General features: G+C 55.7%; 17 protein-coding genes and 1 pseudogene. 6 read left to right on the top strand and 12 right to left on the bottom strand.

Annotated features, from left to right (window positions below):
* Positions 1 to 205: 205 nt before the first annotated feature.
* The 3 genes from AC0QHF_RS18590 to AC0QHF_RS18580 all read right to left on the bottom strand — a co-directional run bounded on the left by AC0QHF_RS18590 (position 206) and on the right by AC0QHF_RS18580 (position 4,523).
* Positions 206 to 1,936 (bottom strand): diflavin flavoprotein, encoded by a 1,731-nt coding sequence (locus AC0QHF_RS18590; protein WP_324705732.1) that lies wholly within the window; start codon positions 1,934 to 1,936, stop codon positions 206 to 208.
* A gap of 124 nt (positions 1,937 to 2,060) precedes the next feature.
* Complete coding sequence (locus tag AC0QHF_RS18585) at positions 2,061 to 2,393, bottom strand: vWA domain-containing protein (RefSeq protein ID WP_324705731.1); 333 nt, start codon at positions 2,391 to 2,393, stop codon at positions 2,061 to 2,063.
* Between the two features lie 399 nt (positions 2,394 to 2,792).
* Complete coding sequence (locus tag AC0QHF_RS18580; protein WP_324705730.1) at positions 2,793 to 4,523, bottom strand: diflavin flavoprotein; 1,731 nt, start codon at positions 4,521 to 4,523, stop codon at positions 2,793 to 2,795.
* Between the two features lie 518 nt (positions 4,524 to 5,041).
* Between AC0QHF_RS18580 and AC0QHF_RS18575 the strand changes: the two genes are divergently transcribed.
* Positions 5,042 to 9,064, top strand: coding sequence for a CHASE4 domain-containing protein (locus AC0QHF_RS18575; RefSeq protein WP_324705729.1), 4,023 nt, complete (start codon positions 5,042 to 5,044; stop codon positions 9,062 to 9,064).
* Positions 9,065 to 9,088: 24 nt separating this feature from the next.
* Here the strand turns inward: AC0QHF_RS18575 and AC0QHF_RS18570 are convergent, their stop codons facing one another.
* Both AC0QHF_RS18570 and AC0QHF_RS18565 read right to left on the bottom strand, forming a co-directional pair.
* Positions 9,089 to 9,865, bottom strand: coding sequence for an HpsJ family protein (locus tag AC0QHF_RS18570; protein ID WP_324705728.1), 777 nt, complete (start codon positions 9,863 to 9,865; stop codon positions 9,089 to 9,091).
* Positions 9,866 to 10,101: 236 nt separating this feature from the next.
* Positions 10,102 to 10,248, bottom strand: a complete 147-nt coding sequence (locus tag AC0QHF_RS18565; RefSeq protein WP_324705727.1) for a hypothetical protein — start codon at positions 10,246 to 10,248, stop codon at positions 10,102 to 10,104.
* 17 nt (positions 10,249 to 10,265) lie between these two features.
* Here AC0QHF_RS18565 and AC0QHF_RS18560 point away from each other — a divergent pair, with 17 nt between their 5' ends.
* Complete coding sequence (locus AC0QHF_RS18560; protein ID WP_324705726.1) at positions 10,266 to 10,883, top strand: hypothetical protein; 618 nt, start codon at positions 10,266 to 10,268, stop codon at positions 10,881 to 10,883.
* A gap of 31 nt (positions 10,884 to 10,914) precedes the next feature.
* Here the strand turns inward: AC0QHF_RS18560 and AC0QHF_RS18555 are convergent, their stop codons facing one another.
* Positions 10,915 to 11,037: a hypothetical protein gene (locus tag AC0QHF_RS18555; RefSeq protein WP_324705725.1), complete on the bottom strand. Its 123-nt coding sequence runs from the start codon at positions 11,035 to 11,037 to the stop codon at positions 10,915 to 10,917.
* A gap of 102 nt (positions 11,038 to 11,139) precedes the next feature.
* Here AC0QHF_RS18555 and AC0QHF_RS18550 point away from each other — a divergent pair, with 102 nt between their 5' ends.
* Complete coding sequence (locus tag AC0QHF_RS18550) at positions 11,140 to 11,310, top strand: hypothetical protein (RefSeq protein WP_324705724.1); 171 nt, start codon at positions 11,140 to 11,142, stop codon at positions 11,308 to 11,310.
* Between the two features lie 4 nt (positions 11,311 to 11,314).
* Here AC0QHF_RS18550 and AC0QHF_RS18545 read toward each other — a convergent pair whose 3' ends face one another.
* A complete protein-coding gene (locus AC0QHF_RS18545) occupies positions 11,315 to 12,325 on the bottom strand; it encodes a Gfo/Idh/MocA family protein (RefSeq protein ID WP_324705723.1) in 1,011 nt (336 codons plus the stop codon).
* Positions 12,326 to 12,650: 325 nt separating this feature from the next.
* Between AC0QHF_RS18545 and AC0QHF_RS18540 the strand changes: the two genes are divergently transcribed.
* Positions 12,651 to 12,950, top strand: coding sequence for a ferredoxin (locus AC0QHF_RS18540; RefSeq protein WP_324705722.1), 300 nt, complete (start codon positions 12,651 to 12,653; stop codon positions 12,948 to 12,950).
* Here AC0QHF_RS18540 and AC0QHF_RS18535 read toward each other — a convergent pair.
* Complete coding sequence (locus AC0QHF_RS18535) at positions 12,947 to 13,558, bottom strand: hypothetical protein (protein WP_324705721.1); 612 nt, start codon at positions 13,556 to 13,558, stop codon at positions 12,947 to 12,949. The genes AC0QHF_RS18540 and AC0QHF_RS18535 overlap by 4 nt on opposite strands.
* A 75-nt stretch (positions 13,559 to 13,633) precedes the next feature.
* On the opposite strand from AC0QHF_RS18535, the gene AC0QHF_RS18530 reads away from it, so the two are divergent.
* Positions 13,634 to 13,933, top strand: a complete 300-nt coding sequence (locus AC0QHF_RS18530; protein ID WP_324705720.1) for a ferredoxin — start codon at positions 13,634 to 13,636, stop codon at positions 13,931 to 13,933.
* A gap of 86 nt (positions 13,934 to 14,019) precedes the next feature.
* Here AC0QHF_RS18530 and AC0QHF_RS18525 read toward each other — a convergent pair whose 3' ends face one another.
* A complete protein-coding gene (locus AC0QHF_RS18525; RefSeq protein WP_324705719.1) occupies positions 14,020 to 15,654 on the bottom strand; it encodes a SpoIID/LytB domain-containing protein in 1,635 nt (544 codons plus the stop codon).
* A 167-nt stretch (positions 15,655 to 15,821) separates the two neighbouring features.
* Between AC0QHF_RS18525 and AC0QHF_RS18520 the strand changes: the two genes are divergently transcribed.
* Complete coding sequence (locus tag AC0QHF_RS18520) at positions 15,822 to 17,516, top strand: right-handed parallel beta-helix repeat-containing protein (protein ID WP_324705718.1); 1,695 nt, start codon at positions 15,822 to 15,824, stop codon at positions 17,514 to 17,516.
* A gap of 393 nt (positions 17,517 to 17,909) precedes the next feature.
* On the opposite strand, the pseudogene AC0QHF_RS18515 reads toward AC0QHF_RS18520, so the two are convergent.
* The 3 genes and pseudogenes from AC0QHF_RS18515 to AC0QHF_RS18505 all read right to left on the bottom strand — a co-directional run.
* Positions 17,910 to 18,212, bottom strand: a pseudogene (locus AC0QHF_RS18515) (DUF72 domain-containing protein); the annotation flags it as partial.
* A 284-nt stretch (positions 18,213 to 18,496) separates the two neighbouring features.
* The gene (locus AC0QHF_RS18510; RefSeq protein WP_324705717.1) at positions 18,497 to 20,017 is read right to left on the bottom strand and encodes a DEAD/DEAH box helicase; all 1,521 of its coding nucleotides are present in this window, start codon (positions 20,015 to 20,017) and stop codon (positions 18,497 to 18,499) included.
* 41 nt (positions 20,018 to 20,058) lie between these two features.
* Positions 20,059 to 21,750 carry a hypothetical protein gene (locus AC0QHF_RS18505; protein ID WP_324705716.1) on the bottom strand — a complete coding sequence of 564 codons (1,692 nt, stop codon included), beginning with the start codon at positions 21,748 to 21,750 and terminating at the stop codon, positions 20,059 to 20,061.
* Positions 21,751 to 21,876: the final 126 nt, after the last annotated feature.

Here is a 21,876-nt window from a genome sequence, read left to right as displayed (position 1 = left end):
CTCTTAAAGGCATAGTCAATGTGCCTCTACCAACTCCTTTAAGAGAAAATCCTAAAGTTGTTGCTACTTTTGTAAAGGGAGTCGGGTGTAGGGTGTGGGGAGACAAGAGGGACACAGTACCCTCTGCCTCCTCCGCTTCACCGTTGCCTCCGGTTGCCCCTGTTCGGGGGAAAATCAAGGGGGGCGGGAGGCCGTCAAAATCCCATTAATAATACGTTCCCGTTTTCCGATAGTGAACCGCCGTAATTCCTTCGGAGTGGAGCAGATTTCCATTCTCCACCTGGGCGTAAATGACCCAGTGGTCGCCGCACTCCATCCGGTTTTTGACTTCGCACTCCAGATAAGCTAGGGCGTCGTCGAGGATCAAACAGCCGTTCGAGGCTTCCGTCGTGGACAAGTTGGCGAACCGGTCCTCCCCGGGATCGAACCGTTTCATGAAGTGTTTCCGCAGTTGTTTTCCTTCTTCTAAAATATTCAAAACGAAGCGATCGCCGACGTGGGTCATCGATTCCATGGCGCGATCGCGGGCTACGGCCACCGTCAGCCCGGGAGGCGTAAACGTTGCCTGGGATACCCAAGATGCCAACATCCCGCTTTTCACCTCTCCCCGGCCGCAGGACACCACGCACAGGGACCCCACCAGACGCCCCACAGCCTGGGCGGTGCGATCGGCATTCGCGGATTGGGAGCTGGATTTGGGGACGCGAAGCTTCTGGGCACGGCGGAGGGCCTGGACGAAATCGATCGCGGCTTCCTCACAGGTTTGCAGGGTGACATCCGTGGGTTTGAACTTGACGCGGATGGGTTCAAATCCGAATTTGTACCCCGCATCTTTGAGTTTATCTTCCAACAAATCCACCGCTTCACCGCTCCATCCAAAGGAACCGAAAACCCCCGCCAATTTACTCGTCGAAGTGCTATTTAAAACGATCCCCAAAGCGGTTTGAATTTGGGTGGGGGCGTGTCCCCCGAGGGTGGGGGAACCGATGATAAATCCGTCGCACTTCTCGACGGCGGCTTGAATTTCGGTGGACTTGGCGTGTTCGCAATTGATCGATTCCACGGCGACGCCGGATTTTGTCAATCCCCGGGCGATGGCGTTAGCGATGGCAGCCGTATTTCCGTAGGCGGAAGCGTACAGCAGGGCGACATTGAAATCCCGGGATTTCTGATTTTCGCTCCATTCCCGGTACAAATTCGTCAATTCGTGCATCCCGTAGCGCACCATAGGGCCGTGTCCGGTGGCGTAGAATTGGACGGGCGGCAATTCGGCGATTTTATCCAGAATTGAAAGCACTTTTTTCGGCTGGGCGGCGTGGAGGCAGTCGTAATAAAACCGCCGGTCTTCACTATAAACCGACCAGCCTTCATCGAACACCTGGTCGCCGCAGACGTGGGCGCCGAAAAACTTGTCGCTAAATAGGATGTTGGTGCGGGGGTCGTAGGTCAACAACCCGTCCGGCCAGCGGGGGGTGGGGGCGGGGATGAATTGCAGTTGGTGTCCCTTGCCGAGGTCCAACGTTTCCTCGTTTTTGATGGTAAAAATATTTAACGATTGTTCCGGGAAAAATTCTCGCAGCGCCAGGGTTGCCGGGTTCGAGCAGACGAACTTAATTTGGGGGGCGATCTCGAGCAGTGCTTTGATGGTCGCGCCCCGGTTGGCGTTGAAGTGACCCAAGATCACGTAATTCAATTGGGTCAAATCCAGGCGTTCTTTGAGACAGTCGAGGTAGTTTTGGGTGAAGGATTCCCCCGGCGGGTCGATAATCGCCGTCCGCTCTGCTTGGAGCAGATAGCTGTTGGCCGTCGTGCCGCGTTGCAGGGAATATTCGACCTCGAATTTGAGCCGGTCCCAAGTCCGCGATCGCACGACTCTCGTATCTTCTCCGATTAAAAATACTTGTACGTCCCGGGCTTTTGTAACAGTAGTAGACATGGTTTGGATTTATTGTGAAATTGTAAACAAAGTTTTCTATGGCGCAATTTTATCATTCAAGCTCCCCTTAAAAAGGGAGGAGCGGGCGAGATTTCCAGATTTTTGACAAGGCCGGCTCTCCGATTCAATCGTGGATGGCATCCACCCAAAATTGAGTGATGGACTGGCGGGGGATCTCGTGCCAATATTTGGTATCGACAATATCGAATTTTGCCCCCATCCGTGGCAGATCGTTGTCCAGGGATGTGAGAAATTTCCGCGTGAATTCGTCGTCGCCAATTTGAATGAAACTGATGCCGAGATCCTCGTTACTCTCCAACGATTCCGTCACCTCGATAATTGAATTGGCGATCGCCTCTACGGTGTCCGCCTCCTGATAATCGATCACGGCGACCATAATTTCCCCACCTTTCTTGATCTGACCGTCGGCTTTTCGCTGCCAGTAAAATCCTCGCAAAGGTCGCCACGTCCGACTGGGAATATTTGAGAATCATCCCCGACACTTCGTAAATGGTGAACCCGTCGGGGTCGAACTGCTGGCACTGTTTGGCCAAATCGATCAGGGCGGTCTGGGCCTCTATCCACTCTTGATACCACGGATGGGCGCGATCGCGGCTGGCGTGACTGCGGGCGATCAAGATCGTGTAATCCCGGTCTTGAAGTAGTTGGGCAGACATGGTAGAGTTTCTGATTCGACGGGTCGGGAAGCCGAAGTGGAGGGGATGGGGGAGAAATGGCAAGCAACCGGGTTTCTCAAGAAGATCTCGAGTTCACCTCCAACATTCAGATAGAAACCCGGTTTCAGAACCCACTACATCCAATTAACAATTGTCCATTCTCAATTGTCAATTATCAATTAATAGTGGTTGCCCACCTTGCGGTGGTGAACCGCCGGCAGGGCGTCCGGGTCGCTCACCCGTCCGCTTTGCACCGTTGCGTAGACAAGCCAGTGGTCGCTCAACTCCATCCGAGAGGCTACCTCGCATTCCATGTAGGCGAGGGCGTCGGTGAGGATGGGACTGGCGTTTTTGGCGGTTTGGGTTTTCACCCCCTCGAAGCGGTCTGCACCGGGCGGAAACCGCTTCAGGAAATGTTTCATCAAAGCCTGGTAGTTGTTCTCCTCCAGGACGTTGAGTACGAAGGTGTCGCCCACCTGCATCAGGGCCTCGATCGCCCGATCTTTAGCCACTGCGATCGTCAGCCCCAGGGGTTCAAAACTCGCCTGGGACACCCAGGAGGCCAACATGGCGCTGCTGACATCCCCTTTGGTGGCGGTGATGATGTAGAGTCCGCCGCTGATGCGGCCCAAGGCGCGGTCCAGGTCGCTGTCGAGGGCTTTCATCTGTTTGATGGCCTTGTCCCGACCCAGCCACTGTCCCATGTCGGTCCCCGCCTCGTCGCAGAGTTTGTAGGTGTTCTCGCCGGGGGATTCCGCGATGCGGATGGAGGGAAAGGCCTGTTTGACGCCGGCGCCCTTGAATTTAACTTCCAGGGGATAGACGGACAGGTCGTTGCCGCTGCCGGACTCGAACAGCCCGAAGGCCTGCTTTTTGTTGGTGGAGGCCAAAATGGTGCCGATCGCTTCCTCGGCCTGCTCCGCCCCTTCCCCGGAGACGGGAGGCATCCCGATGACCAATCCCGTTGCCATGCTGGCCAGTTCCCGGATTTCCTGGGGGTCAGCCGACCGAATGTCCATCATTTCCACAGCGACGCCGGTCTTGGTGATCCCGTGGGCAATGGCCTGGGAGAGGCGGTCGCTGTAGCCGAAATCGGAATAGTAAAAGACCGCCGCGGTGGTTTCGGCTTTAGACTGTTCCTGGCTCCACTTTTGGTAGCGGCCGGTGAGTTCCTGCACGTTGTGGCGCAGCAGGGGGCCGTGTCCCGTGGCGATGGTGGCGACCGGTCCGAGTTTGTTCATCCGCTTGATGGCGCCGAGGACGGAGCGGGCGTTGGGTGCCATCAGACAGTCGTAGTAGAATCGGAAATCCGCCTCGATCTCCGACAAGTTCTCGTCGTAGGTGAGGTCCGAGCAGTAGTGCATCCCGAAGGCGTCGCAGGTGAACAGGGTTTGAGTCTTGCGGTCGTAGGTAAAAATCGTGTCGGGCCAGTGCAAATTGGGGGCGGAGACGAATTCCAGTTCGTGGCCGTTGCCCAGGTCTAGAGTATCGCCGTTTTTGACCTGGATGCGATCGAAGGGGGCGTGAACCAGATTTTCGAGGAATTGAATGGCGATTTTTGCGCCCACCACCGTCACTTGAGGGGCTAGTTCCAGGAGATCCCGGACCAGACCGCTGTGGTCGGGTTCGGTGTGGCTGATGATGAGATAGTCGATGTCGGCCGGGTCGATGAGTCCCTTGAGGGTGTCGAGGTACAGGTCGCGAAACTTGGCGTGGGACGTGTCAACCAGGGCGGTTTTTTCCCCTCGAATGATGAAGGAGTTGTAGGTCGTGCCGTTTTGCAAGCCGAACTCGATGTCGAAGCGATCGCGGTCCCAATCGAGCGATCGGATCGTCGTGGTGTCTGCGGTGATGTCTCGCACCTCCACCGTCAGCCGACCCGGTTTGACTCGGTCAGTGAGGGCTACCATTCGTGACCTCCCAATGTCTAGCTCATAATGATTTCACTTTACAGGTATTGTGACACGATCGCCCGACTTTGGGTTCTCGAAAATCCTATCACTCTGTTAAGTCCGCCAAAAGATTCAAACCGTCCGGTCGCGGGCGCGACCGGAGAAATGGTTCTGGCGGCGGCGAGGGCGACGGCGGGGATTTCAACTCCCTTTGGTGGCAGTCCAATTGCTGAAGCCGGCGGGTGAAAAATACCTTTTGACTCCGAAAAGTTCTCCCCACCTCCCCACCTCCCCACCTCCCCACCTCCCCGTCTCCCCCTCCCCCCATTCGCCGCACCTTCCCTGTGCATCCGAGAGAAGGAAACGGCCTTCGGTCTTTCGGGGGCGGGGAATATGTCAAAATCGAAGTATCCAGATGAGTCTCGATCGGGAGCCGCCCAGATCGGAGATCAGACATCTTCCCGAGCTCGTTGGGTGCATATTGTTTTGTTGTTGACGCCAGTTGCCCCGTAGCACCGCCTTCAAGGACTCCCGCCATGAAATTGCACAAAAAGACATTGCTAATCATCGGCGCAGCACTCATCAGCCTGATCGTGGTTTTGTACACCACCGCCTCATTTATCCTGATCCACAATTTCCACAACCTCGAAACCGAATCGGTGCATCAAGACGTGGTGCGGGCGATGGAAGCCTTGGAGGACGACCTGAGTACCTTGGACGCGATCGCCCAGGATCACGCCAAATGGGACGACACCTACGCCTTCATCGACCGACACGACAGCCACTATGTGCGATCGAACCTGGTCAACACCACCTTTATCGACCTGAAACTCAACCTCTTCGTGCTGGCCGACGCCCGGGGCGAAATCGCCTTCGGCAAAGGATTCGACCTCGACGCCGGCGAAGAAGTCCCCATTCCCGAGAGTCTGTTGCCCCACATTCGACCCGACCGCCTGCTCTTTTCCGACTCCACCCCGCCGTGCCCCGGCGGCGAAGACGCCGCCCCCTGTCCGAAGGTGGGGATTTTGATGTTGCCGGACGGTCCGCTGTTGCTCTCGGCCCGCCCCATCCTCACCAGCATCGCCGCCGGGCCGAGTCGGGGGACGCTGATGATCGGGCGCTATTTAGACTCCAAAGAGATCGAGCGCCTCGCCGAGATCACCCAACTGTCCCTGCACATCGACCCGATCAGTCGGCGAGACCCGGGCGGGAGTCCATGGATCTCGGAGACCGGCTTCGCCGTCACCCCCCTGAACGCCTCCACCATCGTCGGAGATGCTCCCATCTTCGATATTTACAACCGACCCGCCCTGCGCCTGCGAGTCACCGGCGATCGCCCCATCTACCGCCAGGGCCGCACCACCCTGATTTACCTCACCGTCTCCCTGTTCATCGTCGGCATCCTACTGAGTGGTATCACCTTGCTAGTCTTTGAAAAATTGATCCTGACCCGGCTCCTCGCCCTGACCCACCGCGTCAATCAGATCGGCAAAAGTCGCGACCTGTCCATGCGGGTTGCCGTCCCCGAGGGAGAAGACGAACTCTCCGACCTGGGGAAGACCATCAACGAAATGCTCGAAGCCCTGGAACGGGCCAACGTGCAGAGCCGGGATAGCGAGGAACGTTACCGGCTGATGGCCGAACACTCCACGGATTTAATTACCCGCCACGCACGCCGGGGGACGATCCGCTACGCCTCCCCCGCCTGCTACACCCTACTCGGATACGAACCGGAAGAGTTGATCGGACGCCACCCCAGCCAATTCCTCCACCCCGACGACACCGAAGCCCTCGCCAATACCTACGACATCGTCCTCACTCAAAACGTCTCCTACACCCTCACCTACCGCATCCGCCACAAAAACGGGGAATACATCTGGTTTGAAACCACCAGCCGCGCCATCTACGACCCCGACACCGGTGCCGTCCAAGAAATTCTCGGCGTGTCCCGGGACATCAGCGATCGCAAGCAGCGGGAACAGGAACTGCAAGAAAGCGAAGCCTCCATCCGCTCCCTCTACCAAATCACCTCGGCCCGGAATGTGGAGTGGGCCGAGCAACTCCAACAAATTCTGGAATTGGGGTGTCAAAAATTCGGCCTGGAAGTGGGGCTGCTGGCCCGCATTCAAAACCTCGACGCCCCCAACCCGGAATCGGAAATTCAGGCGGTCGTCACCCCCGATGATTCCATCCGACAAGGACAAGTGTTCCAGCTCAATGACAATGCCTTTTGTCTGGCGACGGCGCGGGCGGGAAAACCGCTGATTTTCGAGTCGGTGTTGGTATCGGGACTCCCGAGCGGGGCCGGAGAAGATGGCGGGTTCGAGGTCGAAGCCTACATGGGCATCCCCGTGCAAGTGGACGGCGCCACCTACGGGACCTTGTGTTTTTGGAGCCGCCACCCCCTGAGCGAACCGTTTCGGGCCGTCGATCGCGAGCTGATTAAGCTGATGGCCCAGTGGGTGGGCACGGAGTTGGAACGGCAGCAGACGGCTCGGGATCTCGGCCAGGCCCGGGACGAAGCCCTAGCCGCCACCCGCGCAAAGAGCGAATTTTTGGCGACCATGAGCCACGAGATCCGCACCCCCATGAACGCGGTGATCGGGATGACGGGCCTGCTGCTGGACACGTCGCTGAGTCCCATCCAACAGGATTTCGTCGAAACCATCCGCAGCAGCAGCGATGCCCTCCTGTCCCTAATCAACGATATTTTGGATTTTTCCAAAATCGAGTCCGGGAAGTTGGATCTCGAAACCTTCCCCTTCAGCCTGCGGACCTGCGTCGAAGAATCCATCGATTTGCTGGTCACGAAGGCGGCCGGCAAAAATCTGGAGTTGGGCTACCTGATCGACCCCTCCACCCCCCACCAGGTGGTGGGAGACATGGCGCGAGTCCGGCAAATTTTGGTGAACTTACTCAGCAATGCCGTCAAGTTTACGGCCTCCGGCGATGTGTTGGTGTCCGCCAAGGCGACTCCCCTGTCCCCGGAACGCTACGAAATTCAGTTGTCGGTGAAGGATACGGGCATCGGCATCCCGCCGGAGGGCATGGGTCGCCTGTTCAAGTCCTTCAGCCAAGTGGATGCCTCCACCAACCGCCAGTACGGGGGGACGGGGTTGGGTCTGGCGATTAGCAAGCGGTTGGCGGAGATGATGGGGGGCCGGATGTGGGTGACGAGCCACAATGCGATCGGTGGCGACCCCCCCGAAGGTTGGGAGTTTGCGGGCTACCCGTCGGTGGGGTCTACGTTTTATTTCTCCATCGTCGTCGAGTCGAGTCTGAACGTGTTGCCGGAGTGGAGTCACACTTCGGAACTGACGGGCAAGCGGTTGTTGCTCCTGTGTACCCACCCCACCAGCGGCCAAATTTTGACCGCCAATGTCCGGGCTTGGGGTTTGGCGGTGGAGGCGGCCGAAACTCCGACCCGGGCGCTGGAGTGGCTGGGGGCGGGCACAGAGTTCGACGCGGCGATCGTGGAAGTGCCGGCCGACGGCGGGGACGGGTCGGATGTCGTCCGGGAGATCCGCCGGTCGCCGGCTGGCCGAAAGTTGCCCCTGGTGATGCTGACGTCGGTGGGGCGACAAAATTTGAACCGCTCCGAGTTCGGGGAGTTCGTCGCATTTTTGAGCAAGCCCATCAAGCAGTCGCCGCTCTACAATATCCTAGTGAATGTCTTGTGCGGGGAACCGTTGAAGATGAACCAGTGGAGCGGGTCTCCGATGCGATCGCCCCAGGACATCCCCCTGCTGGCCGAACAACTGCCCCTGCGGATCTTGCTGGCCGAGGACCACCTGGTCAACCAGAAGGTGGCCCTGCAAATTTTGCGGCGGATGGGCTACCGGGCGGACGTGGCGGGGAACGGTCTGGAGGTACTCGAAGCCCTGCAACGACAGCCCTACGACGTGATTTTGATGGATATGCAGATGCCGATCATGGACGGGTTGGAGGCGGCGCGGCAGATTCAAAAACGCTACGGCGACAGTGAGAAGGCTCGCGCCCGACGTCCGCGCATCATCGCGGTGACGGCTAACGCCATGGAGAGCGATCGCGCCGAGTGCATGGAGGCGGGGATGGACGACTACATCAGCAAGCCCATCCGCATGGAGCGGTTGGTGAAGGTGCTCGGAAAATGTCGGCCCGTCGTTTCCGATCTGGATTTGGGCGCGGCCGCGGCTCCCAAAGACGGCGACGACAATGGCAAATCCTGCCCCGTTCTCGACCCGGGCGTCGTCGAAGGGTTGCGGGACATCGAGGCCCTCGAAGAGGTGGTGGAAATGTACCTCGAAAGCGCCCCCGAACTGTTGCGGGCGATCGACGTGGCTCTCAAACAGGCTGACGCCGCGGCCCTCAAACAGGCGGCTCACTCCCTCAAATCCATCAGCGGCACCTTGGGCGCCTTCGGGTTGTCGGAGTTGTGTCTGAAACTGGAAATGATCGGCCGCCGGGGTGTAGATGCCGGAACCCCGATCCCTGAAACGGAGGCGCGGGGGATTTACGATCGGGTGGAGGTGGAGTTGAAACGGGTCGAGTCGGCGCTGAAAGTGGAAGTCCGATCCTAAAAATTGACAATTGTCAATGATCAATTAATTTTTTCCCCGAACGCCCTTTTTGCGGCTGGGTTTGTTTCTCAAACCGCTCCAGCCGATGGTGACGTAGCAACTGGCCAGGAGCAAACTGCCCAAACCCACCCGCACGCCGGACTTGAAGGTGCCGAGTTTGGAGCGCTGTTCCGCTTTCAGGCGCCGGTCCTCGATTTCTTGTTTGAGCTGTTCCCCGATCGCGTCGGTTTGCAGTTCCAGGGCTTTGGGGTTTTCTCGGAACTGTTCGAGGCGGGTGAGTTGATCTTCGGTGAGTTGCTGCTCTCGAACGTAGTCTTCCAACCGCCGGCTATTTTGAAGCAGGGTTGCCATCTGATTTTGCTGCTGTTCGAGCCGTTCCGCCAACTGGGCCTGGGCGGTCGCGGCGTCCTCGTTGATTTTCTCGATGGTCTGGTTGCTGGCCGCGATCGCCGTGCTGACGTGGAGGGGGATCAGCAACAGGTAGATGACACCCAGAAAGCCGGAAATCAGGTAGACCCAAAATTTCAGGTCGTTGAACCCGACTTTCGGCTTCTCCGGCCCGACTCCGGCCACTTCCTCCAACCCGTAGGCGCAGAACATCAGGGCGATCGCCAAGATGGGAATCACGCCCTGTTCTACCATCTGAGTCGTGAAGTTGAGCTGCCATCTGACATCGCCGAAGTTGGGCGGCACGAAGAGTAAAATGTAGTTGATCAGGGCAAAAAAGAATAAAATCACCCCGGCCAGCTTCAGAAATCCGGCGGCCTGAGAAGGAATTTTGCTCTGGGATGTTCCTTTCATAACCAATCGCGTTGTGTGTTTTGACTGAGATGACCCCATTCTATCCGGAGTCGAGTTTCAAGTCGGATTGAGATGAGATCGACTCCCGACCCTTTTCCGTCGGAGATTGCCCGCCCCGCTTGTCGCGGTCGCTCCCCGGGGAATCGTCCGGGAAATTGCGGAGATTTGCCTTCACTTAAAGTATCAAATAAAACACATCAAAGATTTACATTTTTCCGATATTTGTAAAATTCATTTTACGATAAAACTGTTGACATCTGCAATCCCAAACCGTTAAGATTGACGAAGAATAAAGTCGGCATCCGCTCGGAAAACCCCACCAAAATTTGGGCTTTTTGCGCCCGCGATCGCCGCCGAAAACTGTTAGATTTTGTCCCTATCACACCGGACTTTCGCGACTATGAAAAAAATACTGACAACTCTCACCGGCGTCTCTCTCCTAGTCCTGGGGGGCGGTGTCTCTCCCGCCGCCGCCTTCCCCCCCTGGGCGATGCCCGCGCCGGAACCGGACGAAGAACTGATCTTCAACGGGGAAACCTTGGACGAGCAGCAAACCGATTTGGTCGAAGATGTGGCGGACGTGTTGGGAATTACCGCGACAGACCTGCTCGACGACCCGAATCAAATGGACGGCCTGTTCAGCGGAGACAAGCAGACCGGCAATGAAAATGGCTGGGGGGTGATTGCTTGGCAGGGCTGTCGAGTCAATGCCGACTGCGCCATCCAATCCATCGGGTTGGGTCTGAGCATTCAATGTGCGGCTTCTGGCATGAATCCGGCGGCTTGGGCCGAGTGCGTCAAGGCGAAGAATCAAGATGCCTACTATGAGGCTCTCCAATGCACTTGGCAGGATGCCGACCCCAGCCAAACCTGCGATTTCTTGAGTTCGGTAGACGGCGAGAACACCTACGCCTGCAACCTGGCTGACCCCGCCGCGGCCCTGGGCCGGAGTTCCGTCGAAATGCCGGCCAGTTTGGAAGCGGGTCAATCTCGCGTTTTATCGATCAATTTAATTTAAGATTTCGATCGCCCGGACTGAGTGCCCTCTTTCAGAAGGGGGTATTTTGAGTTCGGCGGAGGCGGGGTGACAATTGGCAAACTGGCGCCGGGGCGATCGCGATCGCGCCGAAGTTGAGGCAGTTCCGGGCGAGTCTCTTTTCAAGATTCGGCATCGAAAATCCCACAATCGAAACAGTGGCATAATTCCCGATCGCCCCCCATTGGGTGGGGAATAGTCTGAAAACATACACCTCAACAGTTCAGACGATTTTGCCATGATGCCACCGATGAAGTTGCCGTTTTTCTCGTTCCTGTACCTCCTCGCCCAAGTTCGCGCCAGTGCCAATATCCTGTTGGTGGAACATTACGACACATTCGCCGACACCCTCGCCATCATTCCGAAGGTTTCCCTGGTTGTGAATGCGATCAAGTTCGCCTGCAGTTGATCTCCTAATTCTCCACCATCACGGTGCGACCGATTTCCGCCGACCGCCTCGCCGCATCTGCCACCGTAAGGGTATAGAGACTCGCTTCCGGAGAAACGTAGAGGGGGGTTCCCTCCACCAGGCGATCGAGGACCATCTGGGTGTCCCGGGCAAATAACCCGCGACGACTGCCGACTTCCAGGGGTTGGGGTGCATCTCCTCGCAATAGTTGCCCACCTGTGGGGGTAAAAATCAGGGTTCCGTTTTCCCCGTAGAGGGTGAAGCAATTTTCGGAGTCCCAGAAGGTTTCACCTTTTCCGTACACCGCCTCGCCGACGGTGCCGCAGGTAAACGTCAACTGGGCGTTGCACAGACAGGATCGGAAGCGATCGCCGTCTGCGTTCCAAAACTGACTGCGGGCGGTGACGGAGGCCACCGGGCCGAAGAGGTCGGTGAACCGATGCAGGCGGGACAAGGCGCCGGCAAAGGGATAGCCGAACAGGGAATGGCGGTAGGTCCAGCGATCGGGGGCGGGGCGCTGGGGGTTGATGGTGCTGTAGCGGGCGTAAAAGACGGGCGCGATGGCGGCGAGGGAGTCTTTGATGGCGTTGTGCAGCCCCCCGAGCAGTTCCAGATGTTCGACGTGGAGGAGCTTGCCCCGGCGTTTGGCTAGGGCGACGCACTCCCGGGCTTCTTCCGGGTCGAGGCTGAGGGGATATTCGACGACAACGTTTTTGTCGCGTTCGAGGGCCGAGCGCACGATCGCCCCGTGGTCGGAATTGATGGTGCTGATGACGATCAGATCTAGGTCGTCCCGGGCCACGAGTTCCGGCCAGCCGGGGACGAATGAGGCTTCAAACTCCTGGCAGAAGGCTTTTGTGGTTTCCGGGGTGTGGCCGGTGACGGCGACCAATTGCGATCGCCGGTCGGAGCGAAAGGTTTGGGCGCGGGTCTTGGCGACGTAGCCGGTTCCCACCAGGCCGACGCGGACGGGAACGGAGGCGGAAGTGCGATCGGAAGAAGGTATGGGAGTCATCTACAAAATCGAGTCAGAGATATGGATGGGGCATTCGGGATCGGACTCCGAGGCGGGCGATCGGCATCCCCCGCACTCGCAATCCCCCAACCGTTTAGAGTACCTGGAGACCCGACACCAGGTATAAGTAATCAGGATGTAATCAGAAAAATTTATAATGAAAACCGTTCAAAATGTGAGCCTCGTAGGTTTTACAACCTCGATTTTTTCCTTTAATATCAGAAAGCGAAGAAAACTGAACGGGTAGGTATCGGGGCTAATATCCCCTTCATATTCCCATAATATTTTCTTATCAATTTGCGAGGATTCTAGAGAGGAGCGCTCAATGGCCACTTACAAAGTCACTCTGATTAACGAAAGCGAAGGCATCAACACCACCATCGACTGCGATGAAGAAACCTACATCCTCGATGCGGCTGAAGAGCAGGGGATCGATCTGCCTTACTCCTGTCGCGCCGGCTCCTGCTCGACCTGTGCCGGCAAGCTGGTCAGCGGCTCCGTGGACCAGGACGAACAGTCTTTCTTGGATGAAGCTCAGGTTGATGCCGGGTACGTCCTGACCTGTATTGCTTACCCCACTTCCGACTGCACCATCGAAACCCATAAAGAAGAAGACCTCTACTAAGGGACGGTCTCCAACTCATTTTCTGAATGTTGTGATTTGAATCCCCCAGCCGCCATCATTGCTGCGGGGGCTTCATTTCGTATCAATTGAAAAAAGAAAGCAAAAAGGAAATAAAAAGCCCAGTCCCATGGGCGAAATATCCGACATCCGGAACGAGTCGCCCCGGCTTTCGATATGCTTTCAATTTCCCCAAAATTGTGGCCGGTTATCTCGATCGCTTTCCGCCCATTGAACCGGGCCGCAACGGCGGATTGGGCGGGGGGATGCGATCGCCGATTTGATCTCAATTCCGACATCACAAAGAATTGGTATAAGCCATCATAATGTAATTTCAAAAAAGTATCGAAAACTGTGTCTGAAACCTCGCGCCTTGAGGGCGAATTTGTGGTAAGCTGCCCATAGCGTGAAAGCGCAAATCTCAAAAAACACCCCTCGCGGTCGGGCAGACCGTGAACGCTTGCGTCGGGCTGGGCTACGCCCCGGAAGTCGTCAAACTGCGGCTCCCGACGAAGCCCAAATCCCCGTCTGTTTTGAGCGGGAAATGTCAAAACATCGATTTTTTCCATTAATATCGGAAAAAGAAGAAAACCAAAGGGTGCCGGGTTCAAGGTCAATACCCCCCCGTCACTTGTATCGGTTTTTCTGATCTATTGTTTGAGAATTCTAGAGAGGAGCATCGCTCAATGGCCACTTACAAAGTTACTCTGATTAGCGAAAGCGAAGGTATCAATACCACCATCGACTGTGATGAAGACACTTACATCCTCGATGCGGCTGAAGAGCAGGGCCTCGACCTGCCTTTCTCCTGTCGCGCCGGCTCCTGCTCGACCTGTGCCGGTAAGCTGGTCAGCGGCAGCATCGACCAGTCCGATCAGTCTTTCTTGGATGACGGTCAGGTTGAAGGCGGGTACGTCCTGACCTGTGTGGCTTACCCCACTTCCGACTGCACCATCGAAACCCACAAAGAAGAAGATCTCTACTAAGGGACGAACCTAGATTGGGGGAAGGGAGAACCGGCGTGCGAGACTTCGTGGGTTCCCCTTCCCCCAATCCGGCGGGAGGGAGTCCGTCAAGGGGATGTCCGCCAACCGATCAAAGTCTCGTTGAGGGATTGCAGTTGCGTCCCGGAAAAGTAGAACTCGAGGATGCGATCGCTGGACCAGCCCAATTCGGCGAGTTTGTGGGACCCGATCTGGCTCAACCCCACCCCGTGACCGAATCCCCCGCCCACGAAGATGTACCCCTTGAGGGTCTTGTCGGCACCGTAGATGGGATCGATGTAGAATAGGGTGCTGATCGGGGGCCAGAAGGCGCTCTGCACCTCGTCTTTTTGAATTTCGATGATGTCGCGATCGGTGATGACCTGCATTTTCAACACCCGGCCCGAGGGCGATCGCTCCGTCACCTTCACCTGTTTGATGGTTTTGAAATCGGCCTGGGGGCTGTTTTTGCGGTTGAGGTAATATTTCAGGTGGGCGGTCATCGCCTTGATATCCGTCGAATACCGCCAGCGAAAATCATTCCACCCCTCTTCGTTGAAGCCCTTTTGCAGGCCCATGAACCGCCGGAAGTTTTTCTCGTCCGCCAAGCTGTAGGCTTGCAAATTCCAGACGTTCTGAGTCGAATCGATCACCGACTTCAGATAGGGCTGTTCCGGCCCGTCCCAGACGTCGTGAAAGTTGGCGGTGATGCCGCCGCTCGATGAAAAATAGACTGTATCCGCCAATTCTCCCTCGTAGGTGAGTACGAGCCCCCGGGTATTGGCGACGGCGCGATCGGTGGAGGGGTACACTTCCGTCAACCCCTTGTACACCTGACAATCGGTATTGGCACAAATTTGATAACCGTCCGCCTCGAACCGACGCAAATTTCGCAGGGCGTAGGTGCGGGACATGATCGCCTGGGCCTCAATGGAGGCGTCCGGCGGCCAAGCCCCCATTTCGTGGGGGACGACCCCCCGCAGGTAGGTTTCCAGGGGGACGTGGTTGATGAGGGTATAGGTCCCGTAGGCGTCGGGTTGCAGTTCCAAACTCCCCCCGTACAGGAGGGCGTCGGGGTCGTCTTTTTTGCGGGCGACTTGGATCACATTTTGGGTGGCCTCGATTTCGAGTTCCTGGCGGTTGTAGCGGTAGCCGCCGAGCACCCAGTAGGGGATGGGTTGCTGTTTGAGGACGCGGGTACTCAGGTAGGGTTGGTAGCCCTGGGCCTGGAGACTGGCGAGCAACCACCGTCGCACGACGGGGGTTTCGTAGATGTCGCGATCGGCCCATACCTCCCACAGATCGGGCTGGGCCAGCTCCACTTCGATCCCCATTTCCCGCCATTTGGTGGCTTGCTGTTCGGCGGTTTCGTAGCTGCGATGGCTGCTGAGGATCAGGCGTTCCTCGACGGCGGGTTCCGGCAGGGGTTGCATCCCGGTTTTGAGGATGACGCTGAGGGTGTGGAGGACTTTTTCCCCCTCGGGAGAGGGAAAGCGGAGGGTGAGGTGGTCCCCCGGTTTGGCTTTCAGGATCAGGGTGTCGGCGGGGGTTTTGCCGAATTGCTGGACGACTCCCACTTCCAGGGTGGGGTTGACTTCTTCCTGGGCGTCCGCCGGGGTTGACATTAGCCCCAACAGACAGCCGAGGGCGAGGAGGGTTCGTCGCCAAGACAAACCCGGAGTCTGGGGGGAAGGGGTGGGTGGGGTGGTGGTGCGTGCGATCATTTAAGGAGTCTGAATCTTAAACTCTGTCGGGGGCAATGATTGAGATTTTTTGTTGATTCCCATGCTAACAGGGAAGGTTAAAAACCGGACACAAACTGGGCAAATATTTTCTGGGATGCATTTTTGTAGAATGGAGAACAGTGATTCGGATATCGGACGGGAATTGTATGAACAGGCGACGGCGGATTTCCCAACAGTGGCGGCGGTTTTTGCTCGGGTTGTGCGGGGCGATCGCGGCGGTGGGATTGGCGGTGGTGGGATATTCTTTGAGTGCAATGATGACGGCCGATTCCGACCCGGGGGGGGTCGCCGTCCCGTCGGGTCGAGATACCGCGATCGCGCCCCAAAGCTCGGGTTTGGCGGGAAATTGCGGCAGCCACAGCGGGGGCCCGAAAGATAATGCGATCGCCTCTTTTTACGGGGAAAGTGCCTACCCCTGGACTCGGGAGATTCGCTGGAACTGCGTCTACAATATTAACGATTTTTCGGGTGCGGCGGGCGATCGCTTTGATCAAGCCCAAAACGCGGCGGTCAAAAATGGCGGCGGCGTGATTTACTTCCCCGCCGGAACCTATAATTTTACGGAGGATATCCGCCTGGAAGATGGCATCGTCATCCGGGGCGAAGACCCCCCGATAACGGATGCAAAATCCGACCTTTATTCCCCCCCGTCGAAGCTGACCTTCCCCAAATACGAACCGCAGTTGTCGGGAAGTGGCACGCCCAATGATACTGCATTCAAGAAGATTTTACCGGCCTCCGAGACGGGAAACAAGACTATCGGTATCGTCAATCTCGATATCAACCGGGGGGCGATCGCGTTGAAGTCGGATATCGATGAAACCCGGGCGGAAAATGTGATCATTTTCGGCGATCGCAGCAATAACGTCGCCGCCCCCGATCCCAACATTCCGGATTTATCCTTTCAGGAACCGTGGCAACGTTACAGTTATCGTTTTTCCACCAATATCGGAGTCACGGCCCGACAAAATATTCTGGTCGCCAACAACCGCATCAATGACAATATTACCGACAATTACGAACAGCCCGGATACAAACTCCTATCCAGAGATAAAAAATCGATTTTGACCTACGAAGACGGCAAAAAAGCGGTCTTCCACTACGGCAACCATTACGGCATCGTCGTCAATCGCGGCAGCAAAGACGGGGGGTTCAAGGGGGCGGCGACTCCTGACACCGAACCGGGGTTATTTCGGAAGGGAATTGTCATCCGCGACAACTGGGTTTATCATACCATGCGAGTGGCAATTCATGCAGCCGGAGAGGGCTTGATTATTCAAAATAATCAAATTCGAGACGAAGCCAACAAACAGTGGTGGCTCGACCCCACGGGGAAGCGGGAAGCGACGGGGGCCGTCACCTTGGAAAATCGCGGCATTGACTGGTCCGGATGGAATGTTATTGTGGACGGAAATGATTATCAGGTTTACCGCCATACAGTTGGAGAAACGGGATATATGAGCGTGGATGGGGAGGGCATTTTAATTCAAGAATGCTGCGGGGGGACGACGGTTAACGGCGCGACAATTACGAATAATTCTGGCAACGCTTACATCGGGTTATATAAAACGAGAGATATCGAGAATGTATTGATTGAAAATAATCAAATTAACGGGTCTAATATTTTCGTGCAGGCGGACACGAATAACGCGCCCTTCGCGATGAATGATGTTAAAATTATCAATAACGAAGTTGGGGGAAGTATCATCGCCAGAGGCAGTTCCGGGGGCGGCAATAATCTGATTCGTGGCAATATCGGAAATGGGGGCAATATCAAATATTCCTGTTCGACGGTTCGGGTTGAAAATAACCGGGGTTTTGAGGTGGAACCTTGTCTGTAATTTTAAGTATAGCAACCGCCAGAGCAGTTCGGAGCGATCGGTCAATTTAAAGCCCGCCTTGAAATGAATTTCAAGGCTAATAGCACAAGTCCACGCTTGCGTGGACTCGGTTGGAGTAATTGTGTCCGAATCGCCTCGGAATAGGTAAATATCAGATCCGGTTATTCGATATAATATCAAATCCGGTTATCCCCTCCTAAAACCTCCCCAATCATCGACCGATGATTTTGGCTGGTAGGGGCCCCTGGCTTGCGCCCTCGGGGAATTGATTCCCAAGCGGTTTGGATATCCGAGCCGTTTTGTTCCGAGCATTCAACCGGATTTGATATAATCGGAAATTTTTACCCGACTCCCGACTCCCGACTCCCGACTCCCGACTCTCTACTCCCTCCCCTACCACAAACTCAACTGAACGGGGGGTTGTTCTAAGGTGTTCCAGGGTAGGGTTGGGATGGGGATATTGCTGCCCAAACCGTTCATGCGATCGCGAAAATTTGAGGCGGTGGGGATGGCGGAAATCAGCGATCCGCCGTGGGTAATTTCTCGGGGCAATTTCGGGCAAAATTCAAAATTGTCCGGTGTCTGACTCGCCCAGCGATCGACGGTTTTGCGATCGGGGACGGCGTAAAATGTGGTGTTGCCTTCGACAGTGGGGAAGCGGCGGCTGTAGAGGGAAAGAAATTCGTTCGGGCGGCTTCCGGGGGGGTAAAAGTCGCCCCCCCAGTCTTTGTAGGATTAAACGGCACAGCCGAGGAGAAATTTTGCCGGATTGTTTGTTTGTGTCATTAATTTTCACCACAGAGGCACAGAGGACACGGAGAAGTTATTTGTGTTTTCCGTCAATTCAATTATAGCATTTTGGAAATATTTGTAAAATTGTCTAGCCCCCAAACCCCCAATTCTGGGGGCTTTGAGCCGATCAATTTTTCACGAATCATTTCACATTGCTATAGCATTTTGGAAATATTTTGAATGGACGATCAATCCGGGCGATCGCTCCCCCATTCTTCGGAGGATTCGGCGGCTTTGGGGGAATGCGATCGCCCGATTTCGTAGATGGGGATCGGCGGCAAAATATCCAATTGTTGATCGTCTGTTTTTGGGGATTTTTGGGGTTTTTTGGGTTGCGGGGGTTTCTCGCCCCGACGTCGCTGGGAGGTTCGTTCTTCGCTGGTATTTTCGGTGATGACTTCGTATAAAATCGCCCGCTTTCCGGCTTGGCTTCCCTTCCGTAATACCCGGCCGAGACGTTGGATGTATTCCCGCTGCGATCCGGTTCCGGAGAGGATGATGGCGATTTTGGCGTCGGGCACGTCTACCCCTTCGTTTAAAACGTGGGAGGCGACTAAGGTTCTGTAGTCTCCTTGGCGGAATTTATCTAAAATTTCGTGGCGTTCTTTGACCGGGGTTTGGTGGGTGATCGCGGGGATTAAGAAGTCTTTTGAGATGCGGTAGACGGTGGTATTGTCGGCTGTGAAAATGAGGGTGCGTTCGGGATGGTGTTGGGCGAGGAGGTCGGCGAGGATTCGCAATTTTCCGTCCGTGCACAGGGCGATTTCTTTGCTTTCCCGGTGTGCCAACATCGCCCGACGGCCGGCGGGCGATCGCGCACTTAGCATGACGAATTGTTTCCAGCCTTCCAAACTGGAGAGGCGGACGTTATTTTGTTTGAGAAAATTGTTTCTAATTTTGATGGCTTCTTCGTAGCGATCGCGCTCTTTTTGGGATAATTTGACTTTGATTTCGACGATTTCATGTTCGGCCAAAGCGGCCCCCGCCAACTGTTCGGGGGTGCGGCGGTAGACGACGGGGCCGATCAGGTTGTCGAGGTCGCCGTGGCGTCCGTCGGTGCGATCGGGGGTGGCGGTCAATCCCAGGCGGTAAGGGGCGATCGCGTATTCGGCGATGACCCGGTAGAAGTCCGTGGGGAGGTGGTGGCACTCGTCGAACACCAGCAATCCGTAGCGATTTCCGAGGGTTTCCGCCTGCAGGGTGGCGGAGTCGTAGGTGGCGACCAAAATTGACGTTTTATCCCGCGAACCGCCCCCCAACAGCCCGATATCGGCATCTGGGAAGGCGGCGACGAGGTGGGCATACCACTGGTGCATCAGGTCGAGGGTCGGCACGACGACCAGGGTGCTGCGAGCGATCGCCTGCATGGCCAACTGTGCCAGATAGGTCTTTCCCGAGGCCGTCGGCAACACGACGACGCCCCGGCTTCCCCCGTCCCGCCAAGCTTTCAGGGCTTCTTCCTGGTGCAAATAGGGCGGCATTTCAAAGCTGGAAATCAATTCTAAGGATTGAAACCCGTCGGCTTCGTCGGTAAAATCCGATCCGTCCTGTCGCAATGATTCCAGCAAAAAGGGATAGTAAATGGCGGGGATGCGAAATTTTTCAACGCGATCGTCCCAAACTGCATAGTCGATCCAACTCCGCCCCCTCGGCGGGGGATGGAGGATTAAGGTGCCGCGATCGAAGGAGAGTTTTGGCGTGCGTGGCATGGGGCAGTTTTGCGGTGCTTTTCCTAATTATTTTAACGCGATTATCGCTTCTTCCATTTTACAATACATTCGGCATCCAAAACAATTTTATCTTCGACTTCCAAAACGCTGCAATCGTAAATCAATTCCGATAAAATGGGAGTCTCCCCCGCTTCGAGTCGGGCGGTTATTTCTGCGGTGGCTTCCGCGTCGAGTTGTCCCAGGGGGGAGTTGTCGGCAACGTAGTCCAAATCAAATGCGTCTGAGTTCAACAGCCAAAAGTCGATCTCGTATTTTTGGATAAAGTTTTGGACGGTTGTTAAATCGGGGCTATATTGGGCTCGGATCAAATCCCGCGATCGCACCTGCAATTCGTTTCGATAGTCCTCGTGGTAGGGTAACACATATTCCGAACCCACCAACAGCGATCGCCGGGAAAATGCCGGGATATTGTTGGCTTTTTCACTCGTCGAAGCGATGAGAGTATCTTCGGGTTGAATGGCGAGAAAATCGTACAGGAAGGGAACCCGCCCGAACACATATTTCGTGCCGGGGAAACTGGCGGTTAGTGCGGGATAGAATAGCAGCAGAAATAACCCCACTCCGGCGATACCTTTTATATACGGCTTCGCCTGTTTTAGGTTAAATTTACGAATGATAAAATCGAGGATGAGGGCGAGGGCGATACCACCCGCGATCGCCGCGACGATTCTCAAACAGTGCTGGCTGTAGCGGCTGGGGTGATGCAGGCGAAAGAGGAGGAGGTGGGCGAGGAAAAATAGCCCGGTGGAGGTTAACAAGATTTCCGCCAAAACCGCAATATTGGCGTTGATATATTTGACGAGGGGGAAGCGATTCTGGTATTTTAACAATAGCGGCAGCGACAGCCCGAGAAACACTTGGGGGGGGATGAATGTTTTTAAAAACCACTCCTGGGGCAGTAAACCGGAGCGATCGCCCGTGATCCAAAAATCGAAGGGTTTGTCCGTAAAAAAGGTTGCCCGTCCTCCGGGATAAAATTCGGGCAGATTTCTCGCCTCTGAAAGTGTTATGATCGCGCCAAATTCGGAGGTTTTGACGGCGTAGGGAATCAGAACCGACGCCCCCACAATCACACCCAAAATCAGCCGCGAGAACAAACCCCGTTTTTCGTCAATTCGGAACAGCCGCCAGCTATCCAGCAGCAACACTCCGATCGCAATCAAAACCCCCTGGGGATAAAATGCACCCAGCAGGGCGATCGCGATCGCAGTTCCCACCGCAGAACGCCGCAGCAGGAAATACAGGAAACCCAAAAAGAGGGGATAAAAAAACGCCCTCGGTGTCGCCGATATCAAATCATCTTTCAGCCACAAATTCTGAGTCAAAAACAGGGTGGAAGCGAACGCAGCCCAAGGAATGGGAAAGATTAAATAAGACACTCCGAAACAAAATCCGGCGGCGATCATCCCCAATATCGTCGGAAGTATTTTATTTGTCAATAGCGGATCGATTCCCACCATCGCCGGGATTTGGTAAACCAGCTTATATCCCGCCGGGGCGACGGATTGGAAATAATCCATTATGATATCATTGGGAAACAGTTCTGGATCGATAAATCGCAGCATCCAAACGACGTGCGATCGCGCGTCATCTTGGATTACATATTCGCTTCCCCAGGTTTTAGAAAACGCCCACAATCCGCAAATGGCGGCGGCGGCGAGACTGGCAATCAATGCCGGCATGACGGGGCGATCGCTTCGGGTTTCTGCCATCGTTCGATTTTGCACCCATTTCGTGAGGTTCAGTCAATCTTTACGATTATACCCGAAGTGATCCAATTTACAATTGTATCGAATCTAGATCTGGCGATCGATATCGGAACGATCTATAATTGAATT

This window comes from Lyngbya sp. CCY1209 (genome assembly GCF_055795065.1).
The sequence above is the reverse complement of the archived record's forward strand: the minus strand, read 5'-3'. Positions and strand labels throughout refer to the sequence as shown.